The sequence below is a fragment of the Dyella sp. 01L423 genome (genome assembly GCF_056399945.1).
Genome location: NZ_JBFTSI010000001.1, coordinates 362,994 through 379,669, shown reverse-complemented (window position 1 = coordinate 379,669; position 16,676 = coordinate 362,994). Strand labels below are relative to the sequence as shown.

General features: G+C 64.6%; 17 protein-coding genes. 10 read left to right on the top strand and 7 right to left on the bottom strand.

Annotated elements, in window-relative coordinates; all coding sequences use genetic code 11:
* Positions 1-6: 6 nt before the first annotated feature.
* The 6 genes from gshB (at position 7) to AC1DMY_RS01630 (ending at position 5,738) form a co-directional block, all read left to right on the top strand.
* A complete protein-coding gene (gene gshB / locus AC1DMY_RS01655) occupies positions 7-984 on the top strand; it encodes a glutathione synthase (RefSeq protein WP_477163302.1) in 978 nt (325 codons plus the stop codon).
* Positions 981-1,847, top strand: a complete 867-nt coding sequence (locus tag AC1DMY_RS01650; protein WP_441602512.1) for an energy transducer TonB — start codon at positions 981-983, stop codon at positions 1,845-1,847. The genes gshB and AC1DMY_RS01650 overlap by 4 nt, the downstream gene beginning before the upstream one ends.
* Positions 1,848-1,922: 75 nt before the next feature.
* Positions 1,923-2,498, top strand: coding sequence for a YqgE/AlgH family protein (locus tag AC1DMY_RS01645; protein WP_046970387.1), 576 nt, complete (start codon positions 1,923-1,925; stop codon positions 2,496-2,498).
* The gene (gene ruvX / locus AC1DMY_RS01640; RefSeq protein ID WP_477163301.1) at positions 2,495-2,929 is read left to right on the top strand and encodes a Holliday junction resolvase RuvX; all 435 of its coding nucleotides are present in this window, start codon (positions 2,495-2,497) and stop codon (positions 2,927-2,929) included. The genes AC1DMY_RS01645 and ruvX overlap by 4 nt, the downstream gene beginning before the upstream one ends.
* A 19-nt stretch (positions 2,930-2,948) precedes the next feature.
* On the top strand, positions 2,949-3,875 hold the full coding sequence (locus AC1DMY_RS01635; protein ID WP_477163300.1) for an aspartate carbamoyltransferase catalytic subunit: 927 nt from the start codon (positions 2,949-2,951) through the stop codon (positions 3,873-3,875).
* Between the two features lie 99 nt (positions 3,876-3,974).
* Positions 3,975-5,738, top strand: a complete 1,764-nt coding sequence (locus AC1DMY_RS01630) for a hypothetical protein (RefSeq protein WP_477163299.1) — start codon at positions 3,975-3,977, stop codon at positions 5,736-5,738.
* Positions 5,739-5,805: 67 nt separating this feature from the next.
* Here the strand turns inward: AC1DMY_RS01630 and AC1DMY_RS01625 are convergent, their stop codons facing one another.
* Both AC1DMY_RS01625 and AC1DMY_RS01620 read right to left on the bottom strand, forming a co-directional pair.
* The gene (locus AC1DMY_RS01625; RefSeq protein ID WP_477163298.1) at positions 5,806-6,549 is read right to left on the bottom strand and encodes an MHYT domain-containing protein; all 744 of its coding nucleotides are present in this window, start codon (positions 6,547-6,549) and stop codon (positions 5,806-5,808) included.
* Between the two features lie 60 nt (positions 6,550-6,609).
* On the bottom strand, positions 6,610-7,404 hold the full coding sequence (locus tag AC1DMY_RS01620; RefSeq protein WP_477163297.1) for a hypothetical protein: 795 nt from the start codon (positions 7,402-7,404) through the stop codon (positions 6,610-6,612).
* Positions 7,405-7,811: 407 nt separating this feature from the next.
* Between AC1DMY_RS01620 and AC1DMY_RS01615 the strand changes: the two genes are divergently transcribed.
* Complete coding sequence (locus AC1DMY_RS01615) at positions 7,812-8,174, top strand: BON domain-containing protein (RefSeq protein ID WP_477163296.1); 363 nt, start codon at positions 7,812-7,814, stop codon at positions 8,172-8,174.
* 82 nt (positions 8,175-8,256) lie between these two features.
* Here the strand turns inward: AC1DMY_RS01615 and AC1DMY_RS01610 are convergent, their stop codons facing one another.
* Positions 8,257-9,423 (bottom strand): PilT/PilU family type 4a pilus ATPase, encoded by a 1,167-nt coding sequence (locus AC1DMY_RS01610; protein WP_046970393.1) that lies wholly within the window; start codon positions 9,421-9,423, stop codon positions 8,257-8,259.
* A gap of 108 nt (positions 9,424-9,531) precedes the next feature.
* Entirely contained in the window at positions 9,532-10,572 is a 1,041-nt protein-coding gene (locus tag AC1DMY_RS01605) for a type IV pilus twitching motility protein PilT (RefSeq protein WP_477163295.1), read from the bottom strand.
* Positions 10,573-11,041: 469 nt separating this feature from the next.
* Between AC1DMY_RS01605 and proC the strand changes: the two genes are divergently transcribed.
* The 3 genes from proC to AC1DMY_RS01590 all read left to right on the top strand — a co-directional run bounded on the left by proC (position 11,042) and on the right by AC1DMY_RS01590 (position 14,617).
* On the top strand, positions 11,042-11,866 hold the full coding sequence (proC, locus tag AC1DMY_RS01600) for a pyrroline-5-carboxylate reductase (protein ID WP_477163294.1): 825 nt from the start codon (positions 11,042-11,044) through the stop codon (positions 11,864-11,866).
* Positions 11,863-12,438, top strand: a complete 576-nt coding sequence (locus tag AC1DMY_RS01595) for a YggT family protein (RefSeq protein ID WP_477163293.1) — start codon at positions 11,863-11,865, stop codon at positions 12,436-12,438. Before proC ends, AC1DMY_RS01595 begins: the two co-directional genes overlap by 4 nt.
* A 106-nt stretch (positions 12,439-12,544) precedes the next feature.
* Positions 12,545-14,617 (top strand): M13 family metallopeptidase, encoded by a 2,073-nt coding sequence (locus AC1DMY_RS01590; RefSeq protein WP_477163292.1) that lies wholly within the window; start codon positions 12,545-12,547, stop codon positions 14,615-14,617.
* A 166-nt stretch (positions 14,618-14,783) separates the two neighbouring features.
* On the opposite strand, the gene AC1DMY_RS01585 is transcribed toward AC1DMY_RS01590, so the two are convergent.
* From AC1DMY_RS01585 to pdxH, 3 genes are read right to left on the bottom strand one after another with little or no spacing between them, the layout of a single operon-like run.
* On the bottom strand, positions 14,784-15,608 hold the full coding sequence (locus AC1DMY_RS01585; protein WP_477163291.1) for a cobalamin-binding protein: 825 nt from the start codon (positions 15,606-15,608) through the stop codon (positions 14,784-14,786).
* 4 nt (positions 15,609-15,612) lie between these two features.
* Positions 15,613-16,050, bottom strand: a complete 438-nt coding sequence (locus tag AC1DMY_RS01580; protein ID WP_046970399.1) for a secondary thiamine-phosphate synthase enzyme YjbQ — start codon at positions 16,048-16,050, stop codon at positions 15,613-15,615.
* A 20-nt stretch (positions 16,051-16,070) separates the two neighbouring features.
* Entirely contained in the window at positions 16,071-16,658 is a 588-nt protein-coding gene (gene pdxH / locus AC1DMY_RS01575) for a pyridoxamine 5'-phosphate oxidase (RefSeq protein WP_477163290.1), read from the bottom strand.
* Positions 16,659-16,676 lie beyond the last annotated feature (18 nt).

Here is a 16,676-nt window from a genome sequence, read left to right as displayed (position 1 = left end):
ATGACGATGACCCTCAAGGTCGCCGTGCTGATGGACCCGATCGGCTCGATCAAGATCGCCAAGGACACCACGTTTGCCATGCTGCTGGAGGCCCAGCGGCGCGGCCACAGCCTGTTCTACATGGAACAGGGCGACCTGGCCGCGCGCAGCGGCGAGCCCTGGGCGCGGCTGGCGCCGTTGTCCGTGCGCGACGACGCGACTGGCTGGTTCATGCTCGGCGAGCCCCAGTGGCGCGACCTGCGCGAGATGGACGTGGTGCTGATGCGCAAGGATCCGCCGGTGGACCCGCAGTTCATCTACGACACCATGGTGGCCGAGCTGGCCGAGCGCGCCGGGGTGACCGTGGTCAACCGCCCGCCGGCGCTGCGCGACTGCAACGAGAAACTTTTTGCGATGCATTTTCCGCAGTGCATGGCCCCGACCCTGGTGACCCGCGACGCCGCCGAGCTGCGCGCCTTCGCCGCCGAGCACGGCGAAATCGTGCTCAAGCCGCTGGACGGCATGGGCGGGCGCGGCATCTTCCGCGTGAAGGCCGGCGACAGCAACTTGAACTCCATGCTGGAAACGCTGATCGCGGCGGGCCCCAAGGGCGAGCACAAGCAGTTCACCATGGCGCAGAAATTCATCCCCGAGATCACCTCGGGCGACAAGCGCATCCTGGTCGTCGACGGCGAGCCGGTGCCGTACGCGCTGGCGCGCATCCCGCAGGGCAGCGACTTCCGCGGCAATCTTGCCGCCGGCGGTCGCGGCGTGGGCGTGCCGCTGTCCGACCGCGACCGCTGGATCGTGTCCCAGGTGGCGCCGGAACTGCGCCGCCGCGGCCTACTGTTCGTGGGCCTGGACGTGATCGGCGACTACCTCACCGAGATCAACGTCACATCACCGACGTGTGTGCGCGAACTGGACGCACAATTCGGGCTTAATATTGCCGGCCAGCTCTTCGATGTGATTGAGCGAAACCGACTCGAGACCCGCGCCGCGTGAGCCAACCTGCTGTCCGCACCGGCGCCGACATGTTCGGCGCCACGATGCTTTTCTCGCTATTGCTGCACGGCGTGGTGATCCTGGGGATCACCTTCACCTATGTGAAGGCCAAGCCCAGCCTGCCGACCCTGGACGTGACCCTGGTCGACGTGGCCAATCGCGAAGCGCCCGACAAGGCCGACTTCCTGGCGCAGGCCAACAACAGCGGTGGCGGCGAGAGCGACAAGGCCGCGCGCCCGTCGCAACTGGTGTCCGGCGCCCTGCCCCGTCCCTCGCAAGGGGTGGCGCCGCAGCCGATCGAAGCGAGCGCGCCGCGCCCGCAGGAAGCGACCGACGACAAACTGCTGACCACCACGGGCAATAGCCATTACAGCGTCAGCACCAACAGCGCCAAGCTCGAGCAGACGCCGCAGGACCTTCCCGAGTCGCCGTCCGACATCAAGCGGCGCCAGGAAATGGCGCAGCTTGCCGCCGAAGTGCGCGACCGCAGCGAGCAATACGCCAAGCGGCCCAAGAAGAAATTCATCTCGTCCAACACCAAGGAATACGCCTACGCCGCTTACATGCGCGGCTGGGTGGACCGTGTGGAGCGCGTGGGCAATATCAACTATCCCAACGAGGCGCGCCGCCGCGGCCTGCACGGCGACGTGCTGCTGACGGTGACGCTCAATCGCGATGGCTCGGTGAAGGGCATCGAGGTCGTGCAAAGCTCGGGCCAGCCGCTGCTCGACGCCGCTGCGCAACGCATCGTGCGCCTCGCCGCGCCGTTTCCCTCGCTGCCGGCGGACAAAGAGCGCATCGACGAGCTGAACATCACGCGCACCTGGCAGTTCATGCCCAACGACACGCTGCACAGCCGCTGAGTGAGGAGCGGGTGAACGCCAAGGCCCCGCACATGGCTGCGGACGCCCGGCGCATGGAGGGCATACAATGCGGCCATGGCTTCCCCACTATCCAGCCCGCAGTCTCTCGCCGGTCAGTTCCTGATCGCCATGCCCAGTCTGGCTGAGCCGCCGTTTTCGCGCGGCGTGGCTTTCATCTGCCAGCACGATGAAGACGGTGCGGTCGGACTGCTGGTGAACCAGCTCTCCGAATACCGCCTGGGCGATGTGCTCACCCAGATGAAACTCGAATGCAGCGACCTCGAGCTCGCCGATGCGCCCGTGCTGATCGGCGGACCGGTGCAGCAGGAGCGCGGCTTCGTGCTGCATCGCGAACCGGGCCATTGGGAATCGAGCTATCGCATCAACGACGAATGGTCGGTGACGACCTCGCGCGACATCCTGGTCGCCATGGCGCATGGCGAAGGCCCGCGCCTGGCCATGATGGCGCTGGGCTATGCCGGCTGGAGCGCGGGCCAGTTGGAGCAGGAACTGAAGGACAACACCTGGCTGACCGTCGAAGCGAGCGAGCGCGTGATCTTCCATACGCCGCTCGAAGAGCGCTGGAGCGCTGCCGCAGGCCTGGTCGGGGTCGACCCGCTGCAGTTGCCAGGCTACGCGGGACACGCATGAGCTGTGTGTTTGGTTTCGACTACGGCAGTCGCCTGATCGGCGTGGCCGTCGGCAATCGATTCACCGGAAGCGCGCGTGGACTGGCCGCCGTCCCGGTCCGCGAGGGCGAGCCCGACTGGCCGGCGCTCGACGCACTGCGCAAGGAATGGCTGCCCGAGACTCTGGTGGTCGGCCTGCCGCTCACGCTCGATGGCGAGGAGCAGCCCGCCAGCAAGGGCGCCCGCCGCTTTGCCGACAAGCTTGGTCAACGCTACAACCTGCCGGTGCAACTCACCGATGAGCGCTACAGTTCGCAGGAAGCGGCGCAGCGCTTCGCCAGCGCCCGTGCTGCGGGCCTGAAGAAAAAGCGCGATGCTGCCACGATCGATGCCGAAGCCGCCGCCGTGATCCTTGAGCGCTGGCTGGCTACTTCCGACACCACCGGACCCTAAGAACGGACTTCCGCCCGCCATGAGCTCTCGCTTGCGCCACCTCACCACCCTGGAACACCTGCCCCGCGAGACCATCGAGCGCCTGCTCGATCGCGCCGAGTCCATGCGCGAGGGCTGCGCGCACGGCACGCGCAAGCTCGACCTGCTGTCGGGCCGCACCATCCTCAATCTGTTCTTCGAGCCGTCCACGCGCACGCGCACCTCATTCGAACTGGCCGCGCGCCGCCTCAGCGCCGACGTGATCAACTTCGACATCGGTTTTTCTTCCACCAGCAAGGGTGAGGCGCTGTTCGACACGCTGCACACGCTGGAGGCGATGCACCTGGATGCCATCGTCGTGCGCCACAAGATCTCCGGTACGCCGGAGGAACTGGTGCGTCACGCGATGAGCGGCGTGTCGGTGATCAACGCCGGCGACGGCAATCGCGCGCATCCCACCCAGGGCCTGCTCGATGTCCTGACCATCCGCCAGCACCGGCCGGATTTCAGGCAGCTCACCGTGGTGATCTGCGGCGACGTGAAGCACTCGCGCGTGGCGCGTTCGGACGTCCATGCGCTCAAGGCGATGGGCGTGAAAGAGATCCGCCTGTGCTCGCCCAATGCACTGATGCCGGAAGAGTCTGAATTCCCGGGCTGCGTGATCACCGACGACTTCGATGCCGCCATCGAGGGTGCCGACGTGGTCATCATGCTGCGCCTGCAGAAGGAGCGCATGGCGGTGACCGACCTGCCCGACGAAGCGGCCTACTTCCACCGCTACGGCTTGGACAACCGCCGCCTCGCCCGCGCCGCCAAGGCCGCCCTGGTGATGCACCCGGGCCCGCTCAACCGCGGCATCGAGATCGCCCCGGAAGTGGCCGACGGCCCGCAGTCGCGCATCCTCGAGCAGGTCGGCAACGGGGTGTTCGTGCGCATGGCGGTGCTGGCCGAGGTGCTGGGTCGCTAAGCCCGCACCAGGCGCCCTGCCACGGCCCGGCTCACCGCGATAGGCCGCGAATACAGGCATAATGCGCGGCGCAATACCACTTCACTCAAGGGATTAGACATGCGATCGACGACGCGCATAGCCGCGCTTAGCCTCGCCGGTGTCCTGCTGGCGGCATGCCATCACAAGGACAAGGACGCCCCGCTGGCCTTCGTACCGGCCGATACGCCGTACGTGGTGGCCAACCTCGACGTGCTCGACGACGACACGCGCAAGGCGATGCTCGCCCAGGCCGATGCCCAGCTGCCGTCGGAACTGGTCCAGCTGCGCTCCGCTGCGGACGAAATGGCGGAAAAAGACCCCGACCTGTCCCGTCTGCTGAAGGCGCTGATTGCCGAGCTGGATGGCAAGAGCATCGAGGCGTTCGCGCAGAATGCGGGCCTCAACATCAAGGGTCGCTCGGCCGTGTACGGTCTGGGCCTCTCGCCGGTGGCGCGCTTCGAGCTGGTCGACCCGAAGGCTTTCGATGCCTTCGTGGCTCGCCTTGAGGCGGCCTACGGCAAGCCGTTCGACACCGCCACCGTCGGTGGCCTGAGCTATCGCAAGCATGTCACCGCCGATAGCGGCCTGCAGGTCGTGATGGCCGAAGTCGGCAAGCAGGCGGTCGCCGCGATCCTGCCGGCGGATGCGCCCGAGGCCACGCTGCGCCTGGCCTTCGGCCTGGATCGTCCGGAAAAGAATCTGCAGGACGACGGTCGCCTCGAGAAGCTTGCCAAGGCGAAGGACTACCAGCCGTGGGCCATCGGCCAGGTTGATCTGGCCCGTCTGCTGCCGCTCGCGGCCAGCGGCAAGGATCCGCTGTTCAATACCTTGATCAAGGCCCACGCCGAGGCCGAATCGGCCAAGACGGGCGAGCCGGTGTCCAATCAGCTGAAGGTGTCGCCGGCCTGCGAAAGCGAAGCCGTGCGCATCGCCTCGCGGGTGCCGTCGGTGAGCTTCGGTTACACCAAGCTCGACGAAAAGCACCAGAACATCCGCTGGGATGTGGCTCTGGCCGACGACGTCACCAAGGCCTTCAGCGGCCTCAAGGTGGAACTGCCGGGCCTTGGCGCCGCCGGCACCGCGCCGTTCGACATCAGCCTCGCCGTGCCGATCGTCCAGCTGCGCAGCTTCTGGGGCGCACAGGCCGAAGCCGTGGCCGCCAAGCCGTTCACCTGCCCCTCGCTGACCGAGCTCAACGAAGGCTTCGCCAAGATCGGCCTGATGACGCAGCAGGCAGCGGTGCCGCCGATCGGCGATCTGCTCGGCCTGCGCGTGGCGCTCGACAGTTTCGAACCCGGTGGCAGCGACGCCATGCCGAAGTTCAGCGGCCGCATCCTGATCGGTACCTCCAATCCGGCTGGCCTGCTCGCCATGGCGCAGATGGCCGCTTCCGGCCTGCAGCAGGTGAAGCTGACGACCGACGGCAAGCCGGTGGCGCTGCCGCCCGAACTGACGGCACCGCTCGGCGCACCCGTGTGGGCCGCGATGGGTCCCAAGGCGCTCGCCATTGCCGTGGGCCAGGGCGAAGACGTGAAGCTGGGTGAGCTGCTCAATGCCGCCAGCGGCGACGCCGGTCGCATGGGCCGACTCAGCCTGAGCGGCGAGATGTACCAGGCCTGGGTAAAGGCGATGGCGCAGAAGGCCGAGCATATCGCCGAGATCACGGCTGCCTCGCAATCGGATGATCCGCAAGCTCAGGTGACGGCCAAGGCGGCCGCCGAGCGCTCCAAGGCGCAGTTCGAATCCATGCAGGCGCAAGCCGCACGCATCAAGTCGCTCAATGGCGAAGTGCACGTGGAAAGCAGTGGGCTCGTCATCACCAGCCAGACCGAACTGAAGTAACGGCTTCATCGCGATGGACAAAACGGGGCGCCCTGGCGCCCCGCTTTTTTTTGCAACGCCAGTCCAGTCAGATCGACAGCGTGGCCCGACGCTGCTGGCGCACGATGCTCAGGCCCAGGGCCAGCGCAAGCAGGATCACCACCACCACGAAGATCACCAGGCCCAGGTGTTCGCCCTGCATGCCCTGCTCGAAACCGGCCGGCAACGTAGCACCCTGGGTCAGCTCCATCGCCGACATGCCCGTATAGTGCATGCCGCACACGGCAACACCCATCACCAGCGCGCTGCCCAGCATCTGCAGTTTTCCGCGCAGGTTGAAGGCCAGCCACAGCGCCGCCATCGACGCGACCATGGCGATGCCCACCGACAGCGCCACGATGCTCCCGTCATAGGACACGATCGCCGAACTGAGCATGGCCGCCATGCCGATATAGTGCATGCCCGCCACGCCCAGCCCCATCAACACGCCGGCAAACAGCAGGTTGATGAAGCGGAACGTGCCGCTGCCGACGATCGCCAGGCCCAGCGAACACGCGACGATCGCCAGCAGCGCCGAGGCGATCGTGAACGGAATGTCGTAGGCCACCTGCACGCCCATGTTGCAGGCAATCATGGCGATGAAGTGCATGGCCCAGATCGCGCCGCCACCCATCGCCGTACCGGCAGCGAGAATGGCGCTCCAGCGTTGACGCCGGCTTTGCGCCAGCGGTATGCCCAACGCAAACTGCAGCGCGGTGAACGATCCCAACACGGATACGGCATACGACAACCCGACCAGCACTCCGTTGTAATGCTGATGCATGTCTTGCATGAAGTTCCCCTTGGTTGACTACGGACGCCCTGCGATCACCGCCATGCTCCGTCGGCGGGATCACTGGGATATATCGAACACGCACATGGCCGCGCCTTGGCTGTGGCAGCTGGATTCGCGCACGAAGACCGTGCGTGCGCCCACGGACTCGGCCAGCAGGCCCTCGATGAAACCGCAGAAGAAACGGCCGCCGGACGCACCGCCCGGCTGACATAGCGGACACGCTTTCACGTGCAGCTGGTGCTCCTGATGATCGACGGTCACCAGCACGCGCAACGCCGGCACCGCGATTCGGCGTATCGCATCGGGCAGACTCAACCTGGCGCCCAGCGCGAAGTCGCGCTTGAACACCCAGCTGCCGGTACGCCGGCCCGCGAGGTAGAGCGAGGCATCGCGCGCCTCTTCCGCCACCGCGTATTCCAGGTTGATCAGCCAGGGGAAAATGCGCGGATAGTCCTTCGCCATATTCGGCAGCATCCGCTCTACGCGCGCGACGTCTGCACCGGCGGCGATCGCCGCCGCCTGCACGGGCGCCGGCGTCGCAGCACTGTCAGCGGCCATGCCCGGGATCGGTGCGGGTTTGGTCACGCTGGCCGAGGCGGGTACATCGACGGGTGCCAGTTGCGGACGCAGGGATTCGAAACTGAGCACACGTGGATGCGTGCCGAGCGCCTCTTCCAGTGCCAGCTGCCGGTCATCCGGCCCCCGCAGCAACAGCGTGAGACACGCTCCTTGTGCTTCCTGGACGAGGCGCTGGCGCAGCAGCACATGGCCGTACTCCGTCACCACGCGGCCAAGCTCCACCAGCAGCCCCTCCCTACGTTCGGAAACGACCCGAACTTCCAACTCGGCCATGATTCCCCCCGAAATCAAGCCAGCACAGATGTGTGCTACGCCTCGCAAATCTGCCGTATAGCCGTCTATTCCACAAGGCGAATATTCGATTTGGCGACGTAGTTCACAGACTGATTTTTCATTCGATTCGCGAAGCTTTGCGCCTGCGTCAGTGCGCAGAAAGCTACCTCACGCTTCCTCACGAGCTCATTGTGATAGAGATCACAGCTGTCACGATCTTAGTGACGCCAACACGGATTCAACACATTCATGACATCGCCTTGGCATGCGTAATCGCGTGCTGAACGGGTTCTCCTCCCAGCCATGATTGATTCATGCCGAAACTGTTTCGATGCAATCACGGAGGCCGCGGCGAGCGGCAACCGTCTGTCTTATGGACAGCGATTCCCCATCACAGGAGATTCCCCATGCGCATGAACAACCTGTTCCGCAAGACGCTGATTACCGCCGGTCTAGTGGCTGCCTTCTCGGCCATGCCTGTCGCACAGGTTGCCGCCCAGGACGCCATGCAGAAGTCGTCGGACAACCAGACGGTGCCGGACAAGACGGCCGATACCTGGATCACCACCAAGGTGAAGTCGGAGCTGGCGACGACCAAGAACGTCAAGAGCAGCGATATCTCGGTGACCACGATGGACGGCGTGGTGACGCTCACCGGTACGGCCAGCAGCTCGGCTGAAAAGGCCAAGGTCGAAGGCGTAGCCAAGAAGGTGAAGGGCGTGAAGAGCGTCGACGCCAGCGGCCTGACCGTCGCCGATACCGCGAAGTAAGCCCTGCGCGCCGCATAGCGGACGCTGTAACGAAGAAGGAGCCCGTTTGGGCTCCTTCTTTTTCACTCGGGATTGGCCAGCGTCAGCGGTGCAGCAAGCCGCCGCCGAAGTTCTGCGAGTCCTTGGTTTCCTCCAGCTCCACACCGTCCAGGCCTTGCGACAAGGTGTGTGCATCGCCGCCCTGGGCAAGCTTGATGCGCAGGCGCACTTCGTTGGAGCTGTCCGCGTGACGCAGGGCGTCCTCGTAGGAGATCTCGCCGGCGTGATAGAGCTCGACCAGGCTCTGGTCGAAGGTCTTCATGCCCAGGTTGGTCGACTCCTTCATCACTTCCTTGAGCTTGTGGATCTCGCCCTGGCGGATGTAATCCTGCACCAGCGGCGTACCCAGCAGCACTTCCACCGCCACGCGGCGCGCCTTGCCGTCGGGAGTCGGGATCAGCTGCTGCGCCACCACGCCCTTGAGGTTGAGCGACAAGTCCATGAACAACTGCGAGCGGCGGTCTTCCGGGAAGAAGTGCAGGATGCGGTCCATCGCCTGGTTGGCGTTGTTCGCATGCAGCGTGCACAGGCACAGGTGACCGGTTTCTGAGAAGTTGATCGCGTGTTCCATCGTTTCGCGCGTACGCACTTCGCCGATCATGATCACGTCGGGCGCCTGGCGCAGCGTGTTCTTCAGCGCGTTGTCCCAGCTGTCGGTATCGATGCCCAGCTCGCGCTGCGTGATGATGCAGCCCTCGTGCTTGTGCACGTATTCGATCGGATCTTCGATGGTGATGATGTGGCCGGTCGAGTTGGCGTTGCGGTAGCCGATCATCGAGGCCAGCGAGGTCGATTTACCGGTACCGGTACCGCCCACGAAGATGATGATGCCGCGCTTGGTCATCGCCAGCTGCTTGATCACCGGCGGCAGGCTGAGTTCCTCGATGGTCGGGATCTTCGACTCGATGCGACGCAGCACCATGCCCACGCAGTTGCGCTGGTAGAAGCACGACACGCGGAAACGACCCACGCCCTGCGCCGAAATGGCGAACTGGCACTCGTGGGTCTTTTCGAACTCTTCGCGCTGCGAGGGCGTCATCACGTTCAGCACCATGTCGCGCGACTGCTGCGCGGACAGCGGGCTCTGGGTGATCGGCACGACGCGTCCCTGCACCTTCATCGACGGCGGCACACCGGCCGTGATGAACAAGTCGGAGGCCTTCTTGTGCACCATCAACTTGAGGAAGGAGGTGAAATCGAAGTCGCTCATGGGAACCCCCGCAAATCGTGAATAGCAAACAGCACTGGGAAGAGCGGGAGCCGCGCAGGCCGGGATAACCCGGCGTGCTTTGACTATTCCCTAATTCCTCTTCCCTCGTTACCCCTTGAAGATATCCTTGTTACGCGCATAACCCAGCGCCTGCTGGCGTGTCACCAGGCCGCGCTTTACCAGGTCTTGCAGGTTCTGGTCGAGCGTCTGCATGCCGTGCTGCTGACCGGTCTGGATGGACGAGTACATCTGCGCCACCTTGTCCTCGCGGATCAGGTTGCGGATCGCGGGGATGCCCACCATGATCTCGTGCGCCGCGATACGACCGCCGCCCACCTTCTTCAGCAGCGACTGCGAAATCACCGCGCGCAGCGATTCGGACAGCATCGAGCGCACCATCGGCTTTTCGCCGGCGGGGAACACGTCGATGATACGGTCGATGGTCTTGGCGGCCGAACTGGTGTGCAGCGTGCCGAACACCAAGTGGCCGGTTTCCGCGGCGGTCAGCGCCAGTCGGATCGTTTCCAAATCGCGCAACTCGCCCACCAGCACGTAGTCGGGATCTTCGCGCAGTGCCGAACGCAGCGCCTCATTGAAGCCATGTGTGTCGCGATGCACTTCGCGCTGGTTGATCAGGCACTTTTGCGAGGTATGCACGAATTCGATCGGATCCTCGATGGTGAGGATGTGGCCGTATTCGTTCTTGTTGATGTGGTCGACCATCGCCGCCAGCGTGGTGGACTTGCCTGAACCGGTAGGACCGGTCACCAGGATCAAACCCTGCGGCTGCTCGATCAACTCACGGAACACGCCGGGTGCAGCCAGGTCTTCCAGCGTGAGCACTTCGGACGGAATGGTACGGAACACCGCGCCGGCGCCGCGATTCTGGTTGAACGCATTGACGCGGAAGCGCGCCAGGCCGGGTATCTCGAACGAGAAGTCGACCTCGAGGAATTCTTCGTAGTCGCGGCGCTGCTTGTCCGACATGATGTCGTAGATCAGCGAGTGGACCTGCTTGTGCTCGAGCGCGGGAATATTGATGCGGCGAACGTCGCCGTCCACGCGAATCATCGGCGGCAGGCCGGCGGACAAGTGCAAGTCCGAGGCCTTGTTCTTCACCGAGAAGGCAAGCAGTTCGGCGATATCCATCTGGTTTCCCCTTGAACCCGATCATCTGGATGGCAAACGCCCGGGCGGGAGGCGGTTTTCCCCGGACGCGGCAACGCGGCGCATAGGCGCCGAGCCGTGCGACAGGTCCGTTCCCCGTTCCCAAGCTGCTGGCCGATACTACTCGCCGCGCGGGCCGGGCCACCAGTCTTTCCTTTGGCCGTAAGCCGCAAACTGCGGACCAGGTTGGATGTTGCTGTCTGACTGGGCGTCCACGGGGGCGGCTGGAAATCTCCCCTTGAGGTTCACTCCCCTCACCGTCATTCCCGCGAAAGCGGGAATCCAGCGCCTTTTGATCGTGCACAAAGACGCTGGATCCCTGCTTTCGCAGGGATGACGGTGAGGGGGAGTGATTGCCGGGAGATTTTGAACAGGCTCCGAGAGCACTTCCGCCACAGGACGGGCGGCCCCGGGCTCCGGTAAGGTACGGACCCATTAGTGAGGACCCTGCATGACACGTATCGCTTTCATCGGCGGCGGCAACATGGCGCGCAGCCTGATCGGCGGCCTGCTCAAGACCGGCGTGGCCGCCTCGTCGATCACCGTGGCCGAGCCCCGCGCCGACGCGCGCCAGGAGCTGGGCCGCGAGTTTGGCATTGCCAGCTATGCCGAGAACCGCCTCGCCGCCGCGGATGCCGACGTGCTCGTGCTGGCGGTGAAACCGCAGATCATGCCGGCCATCCATGCCGAACTGCTGGACACCCTGGTGCGCCAGCGTCCGATGCTGATCTCCATCGCCGCCGGGGTGCGCATCGACCAGCTCGAACGCTGGTTCGGCCATGCCTTGGCGATCGTGCGCTGCATGCCCAACACGCCCTCGCTGATCGGCGCGGGCGCCACCGGGCTGTTCGCCAACCGGCGCACCAGCCCGGAACAACGCGCCAAGGCGCAGCACATCATGGATGCGGTCGGCCTTACCCGCTGGGTCGAGGACGAATCGCTGATGGACACCGTCACGGCGGTGTCCGGTTCCGGTCCGGCCTATTTCTTTGCGATGGTGGAAGCCCTGGAACACGCCGCGTTCGCCCAAGGCATGTCGCGTGAAACCGCCCGCGCGCTGGCCGCGCAGACCTGCCTGGGCGCCGGCCGCATGCTGGTGGAGAGCGGCGAAGACCCCGGCGTGCTGCGCCAGCGGGTGACCTCGCCCAACGGCACCACGCAGGCCGCCCTGGAAAGCCTCGCCGCCGATCATTTCGCCCAGACCGTCGCCCACGCCGTGGCAGCCGCCACGCGCCGTGGCGCCGAGCTGGCCGCTGCCCTGGACAACGTATCGTGAGTTACCTAGTCAACGCCCTCTCCTTCCTGGTCGAGCTGGCCTTCGGTGCCGCCGCGGCGCTGTTCGTCTTGCGGCTGCTGGCCGAAGCCAGCCGCGTGGATTTCCACAATCCGCTGAGCCAGTTCGTCTACCGCACCACCAACCCGGTGCTGGCGCCGATCCGACGCCTGCTGCCGAACTGGCGCCGCCTCAATGTGGCGGCCTTGCTGATCGTGTGGCTGCTGATGCTGGTCAAGCGCATCGTGCTGTTTGCCTTGCTCGGCCTGTTTCCGCACGTGCTGGGGCTGCTGGTGCTGTCGATTGCCGACACGCTGGACTTCATCGCCATGTTCTATGTGGTGTTGATCTTCATCTGGTCGCTGATGAGCCTGTTCCAGGTCGAGACCTACCATCCGGTCTATCGACTGGCGGGCAGCCTGGTGTCGCCGCTGCTGCGCCCGCTGCGCGGCAAGCTCACCGCCGGCGGCCTGGATTTCGCGCCGTGGGTGGTGATGATCGTGCTGATCCTCGCGCGCCTGCTGCTGGTGTCGCCGCTGACCGACCTTGGCGCGCGGCTGGCGCTAGGTCTCTGAATTCTTTCCACGTCCATGACGCACTGGTTGCTGGCGTGCATCGCCGGCCAGCGCGCCTTGGACGTCCCATCGTCATGTCAAACCTCTCTCTTGGAGAATTCACCGCATGAAAGCGACTCTGCCTACCCTGCGCCGCCGCCTGCTGGTGCTGGCCCTTGCCGCCGCTTCGGTCGGCAGCGCGTATGCCGCCAGCACCACGGCGGCACCGACGACGACCAAGCCCGACGTGGTCGCCGATCACATCGACACTTCGGTCAAGCCGGGCGATGACTTCTTCGAATTCGCCAACGGCGCCTGGCTCAAGGCTCATCCGATTCCGCCCGAGGAATCGCAGTGGGGTATCGGCCAGGTGGTGCAGGACGAGCTCTACGCCAAGCTGCGCAAGATCAGCGAGGACGCGGCCGCCAACAAGAGCGCGGCTCCCGGCAGCGACGAACAGAAAATCGGTGATTTCTGGACCATCGCGATGGACCAGGCGCTGGCCGACCGACTCGGCATCACCCCGCTGAAGGACGAACTGGCGCGCATCGATGCGGTGCACGATGTGAACTCCGCCCTCGACGAAGCGTTCGCGCTGCAGCTGCTGGGCGCGGGGCCGTTCTTCGACTTCTCCGTGCAGCAGGATGAAAAGCAGAGCGACGTGATGGCCGTGCACTTGTGGCAGGGCGGTCTTGGCCTGCCGGAGCGCGACTATTACTTCAACCCGGAAAAAGGCGTTGCCAAGGTACGCACCGCGTACGTGGAACACCTGCACCGCACCTTCCGCATGCTGGGCAAGAGCGACGCCGAAGCGGCCAGCAGCGCCAAGCAGGTGATGGCGCTGGAAACCGCGCTGGCCAAGGTGTCCCGCCCGCTCGCCGATCTGCGCGATCCGGAGAAGAACTACAACAAGATGGCGCCTGCCGACGTCACCGCCAAATACACGCCCGCCATTGCGTGGAACACGCGCCTCGCGGGCTGGAAGCTGCCGGCAAGTACTGTGATCGTCGGCCAGCCGGAATTCTTCAGCGGCATGCAGGCATTGCTGGCCAAGACCCCGACGCCGGTCCTGCGCGACTACATGCGCGCCCGCCTGGTGGACGCGTACGCCAGTTACCTCAGCGCGGATTTCGACAACGAGCACTTCGACTTCTACGGCCGCACGCTCAAGGGACAAGCGCAGCAGAAGCCGCGGTGGAAGCGGGCCTTGCGCGCCGAGAACAATGCGCTCGGCATGATCCTAGGCCGCATCTACGTGAAGGACTATTTCTCCGAGGCTTCGAAGCAGCGCTACAACGCGATGGTGGAAGCCATCCGCACGGCCTACGGCGAACGCATCGATCAGCTCGACTGGATGAGCCCCGCCACCAAGGCCAAGGCCCACGAGAAGCTGGCGGCGATCACCAAGAAGGTGGGCTACCCGGACAAGTGGAAGGACTACTCCAAGCTCACCATCGGCCGCACTTCGTACGCGCAGAACATGATGAATGCCACGCGCTGGCAAGCCGAAGACATGATCAGCAAGTTCGGCAAGCCGGTGGACCGCAACGAGTGGGAAATGACCCCGCAGACGTACAACGCCTACTACAACCCCTCCAACAACGAGATCGTGCTGCCCGCCGCGCAGTTCATGATCCCGGGCTTCGCTGACAACCAGATCGATGATGCGGTGGTGTATGGCTATGTCGCCGCCTCCACCATCGGCCACGAGATCACCCACGGCTTCGACGACGAAGGCCGCCAGTACGACGCCAAGGGCAACCTGGTCGACTGGTGGACCAAGGAAGACGCCACCCGCTTCAAGCAGCGCGCCGACGTGATGGTCAAGCAGTTCAATGCCTACGAACCGCTGCCTGGCCTGCACATCAACGGCGAAGCCAGCCTCGGCGAAAACATCGCCGACTTCGGCGGCATCATGATCGGCATCGATGCGTTCAAGAAGACCGAGCAATACAAGAAGGGCGAGAAGATCGCCGGCTACACGCCGATGCAGCGATTCTTCCTGGGCTATGCGTTGGGCTGGCTGTCGCAGGAGCGCCAGGAACAGCTGCGCACCGGTCTGCTCTCCGACGTGCATGCACCCGCCAAGTGGCGCGTGAATGGCCCGCTGTCGAATGTGCCGGATTTCTACGAGGCGTTCGATGTGAAGCAGGGACAGCCGATGTGGCGGCCGGAAAATCAGCGGGTGAAGATCTGGTAAGTGCTTCTTTGATCCCTCTTCCTTGCGGAAGAGGGATCGCTCGTCTGTGGGAGCGCACCCTGTGCGCGACAGTCACGCTGCGGTGTATCGCTCCGTGGGCTTGTCGCGCACAGGGTGCGCTCCCACAGTGTTTTCTGCGGCTTCCGGCGGTGCCGCTAAAAGCAAGTCAGCTGCTTTGCTTTGTGTCCCACTCCGCAAAAATCCCATGCATGGCCTCAAGCCCATCGAACAGCGCCGCCGGACCCGGCTGCAGAATGATCGGCGACTTGATCTCATAAAGATCACCGTGCTGCACAGCGGGAATCGCATCCCAGCCTTCGCGCGCCGCCACTTTCTCCGGGCGAAAACGCTTGCCGCACCATGAGCCCAGGATGATGTCCGGCGCCGCGCGAACAACCTCCAGGGGATCTGCCAGGATGCGATGCTTGGCCAGCGACTCGCCCGACATCTGCGGAAACACATCCTCACCGCCAGCGATGCGAACCAGCTCCGCCACCCATTGGATGCCGGTGATCAACGGATCGTCCCATTCCTCGAAATACACCTTCGGTCGACGCTTGAACTGAGCCCCTGCCGCCTGGATGCGTTCAATTTGTTGCTCGGCCTTGCGCGCGTACGCATCCGCCTTTTCGTGCGCACCCACCATCGCCCCCAGGCGCCGGATATACGCAAGGATGCCATCCACGCTGCGGTGGTTGCTGATCCACACCTCTACGCCGGCCTTGATCAGCTCGCGCGCAATATCGGCCTGGATATCGGAAAAGCCGACCACGAAGTCAGGCTCGAGCTTGAGGATCTCGTCGATCTTCGCGCTGGTGAAGGCCGACACTTTGGGCTTCTCCTTGCGCGCCCGCGGCGGCCGCACGGTGAAGCCGGAAATGCCGACGATGCGATGTTCCTCGCCGAGTGCGTACAGCACTTCGGTGGGTTCTTCGGTAAGGCAGACGATGCGCTGCGGATAGTGGTCGGTGTTGCTGCGAATTTCGGTCACGCCTTCAATGCCCCAGCACGGTCACCGTGATCTTGCGCTGGTGCGGATCACGGCGGTGTTCCCATAGATAAATGCCTTGCCAGGTCCCCAGCTGGAGTTTCCCGGCGTGCACCGGCACCACCAGGCTGACGCCGGTAAGAATGGCACGTACGTGTGACGGCATGTCGTCCGGACCTTCCTCGTCATGCTGGAAGATCGCATCGCCATCGGGCACGGCACGCGAAAACCAGCGTTCCAGATCCTCGCGCACGGCCGGGTCGGCGTTTTCGCTGATCAGCAACGAGGAGCTGGTGTGCAGGCTGAAAACGTGGGCGATGCCGGTGTGCACGCCGCTGGCGGACACCACATCACCGACCTTGTCGCTGATGTCAGTGAAGCCGCGCCCGCGGGTGTGTACGACAAACCCATTCTGGGCGACGTGGTCGGCGGGCGCTGCACGCATGCGGATGGCCTTGGTCGGGTTTAGGGGTACAGCAGACGGCTCGTCCAGGTCTGGCCGTGGCGGCTCCAGCGCACGCGCTCGTGCAACCGATAGTCGGCGCCGTACCAGAACTCCACCATGTCCGGCTCCACCACGTAACCGCCCCAATGCGGCGGACGCGTCACCGGGCGACCTTCGAACTCGTGTTCGTAGCGCGCGTAGCGCTGCTCGAATGTTTCGCGATCGGGCAGCGTCTGCGACTGCAGCGACGCCCAGGCGCCGAGCTGGCTCTCGCGTGCACGCGTGGCGAAGTACGCGTCCGATTCTTCCGGCTGCACTTTGCGCGCCAGGCCTTCCACGCGCACCTGCACGGCATTGCGCAGTTGCTTCCAGTGGAAACACAGCGCCACCTGGGGATGCGCCTCGAGCTGGCTGCCCTTGTCGCTTTCGTAGTTGGTGTAGAAGCGGAACCCGCGCTCGTCCGCGCCCTTGAGCAAGACGATGCGCGAACTCACCCGCCCGGCTGCGTCGACGGTGGCCAGACTCATGGCCGTGGGTTCGGGTTCCCCCGTTGCCGTGGCCTCGTCCAGCAGTTGCGCGAAAGTGTCAAGAATTTCTGGTTTCAGCATGGGGGTCTTGAATCGTGG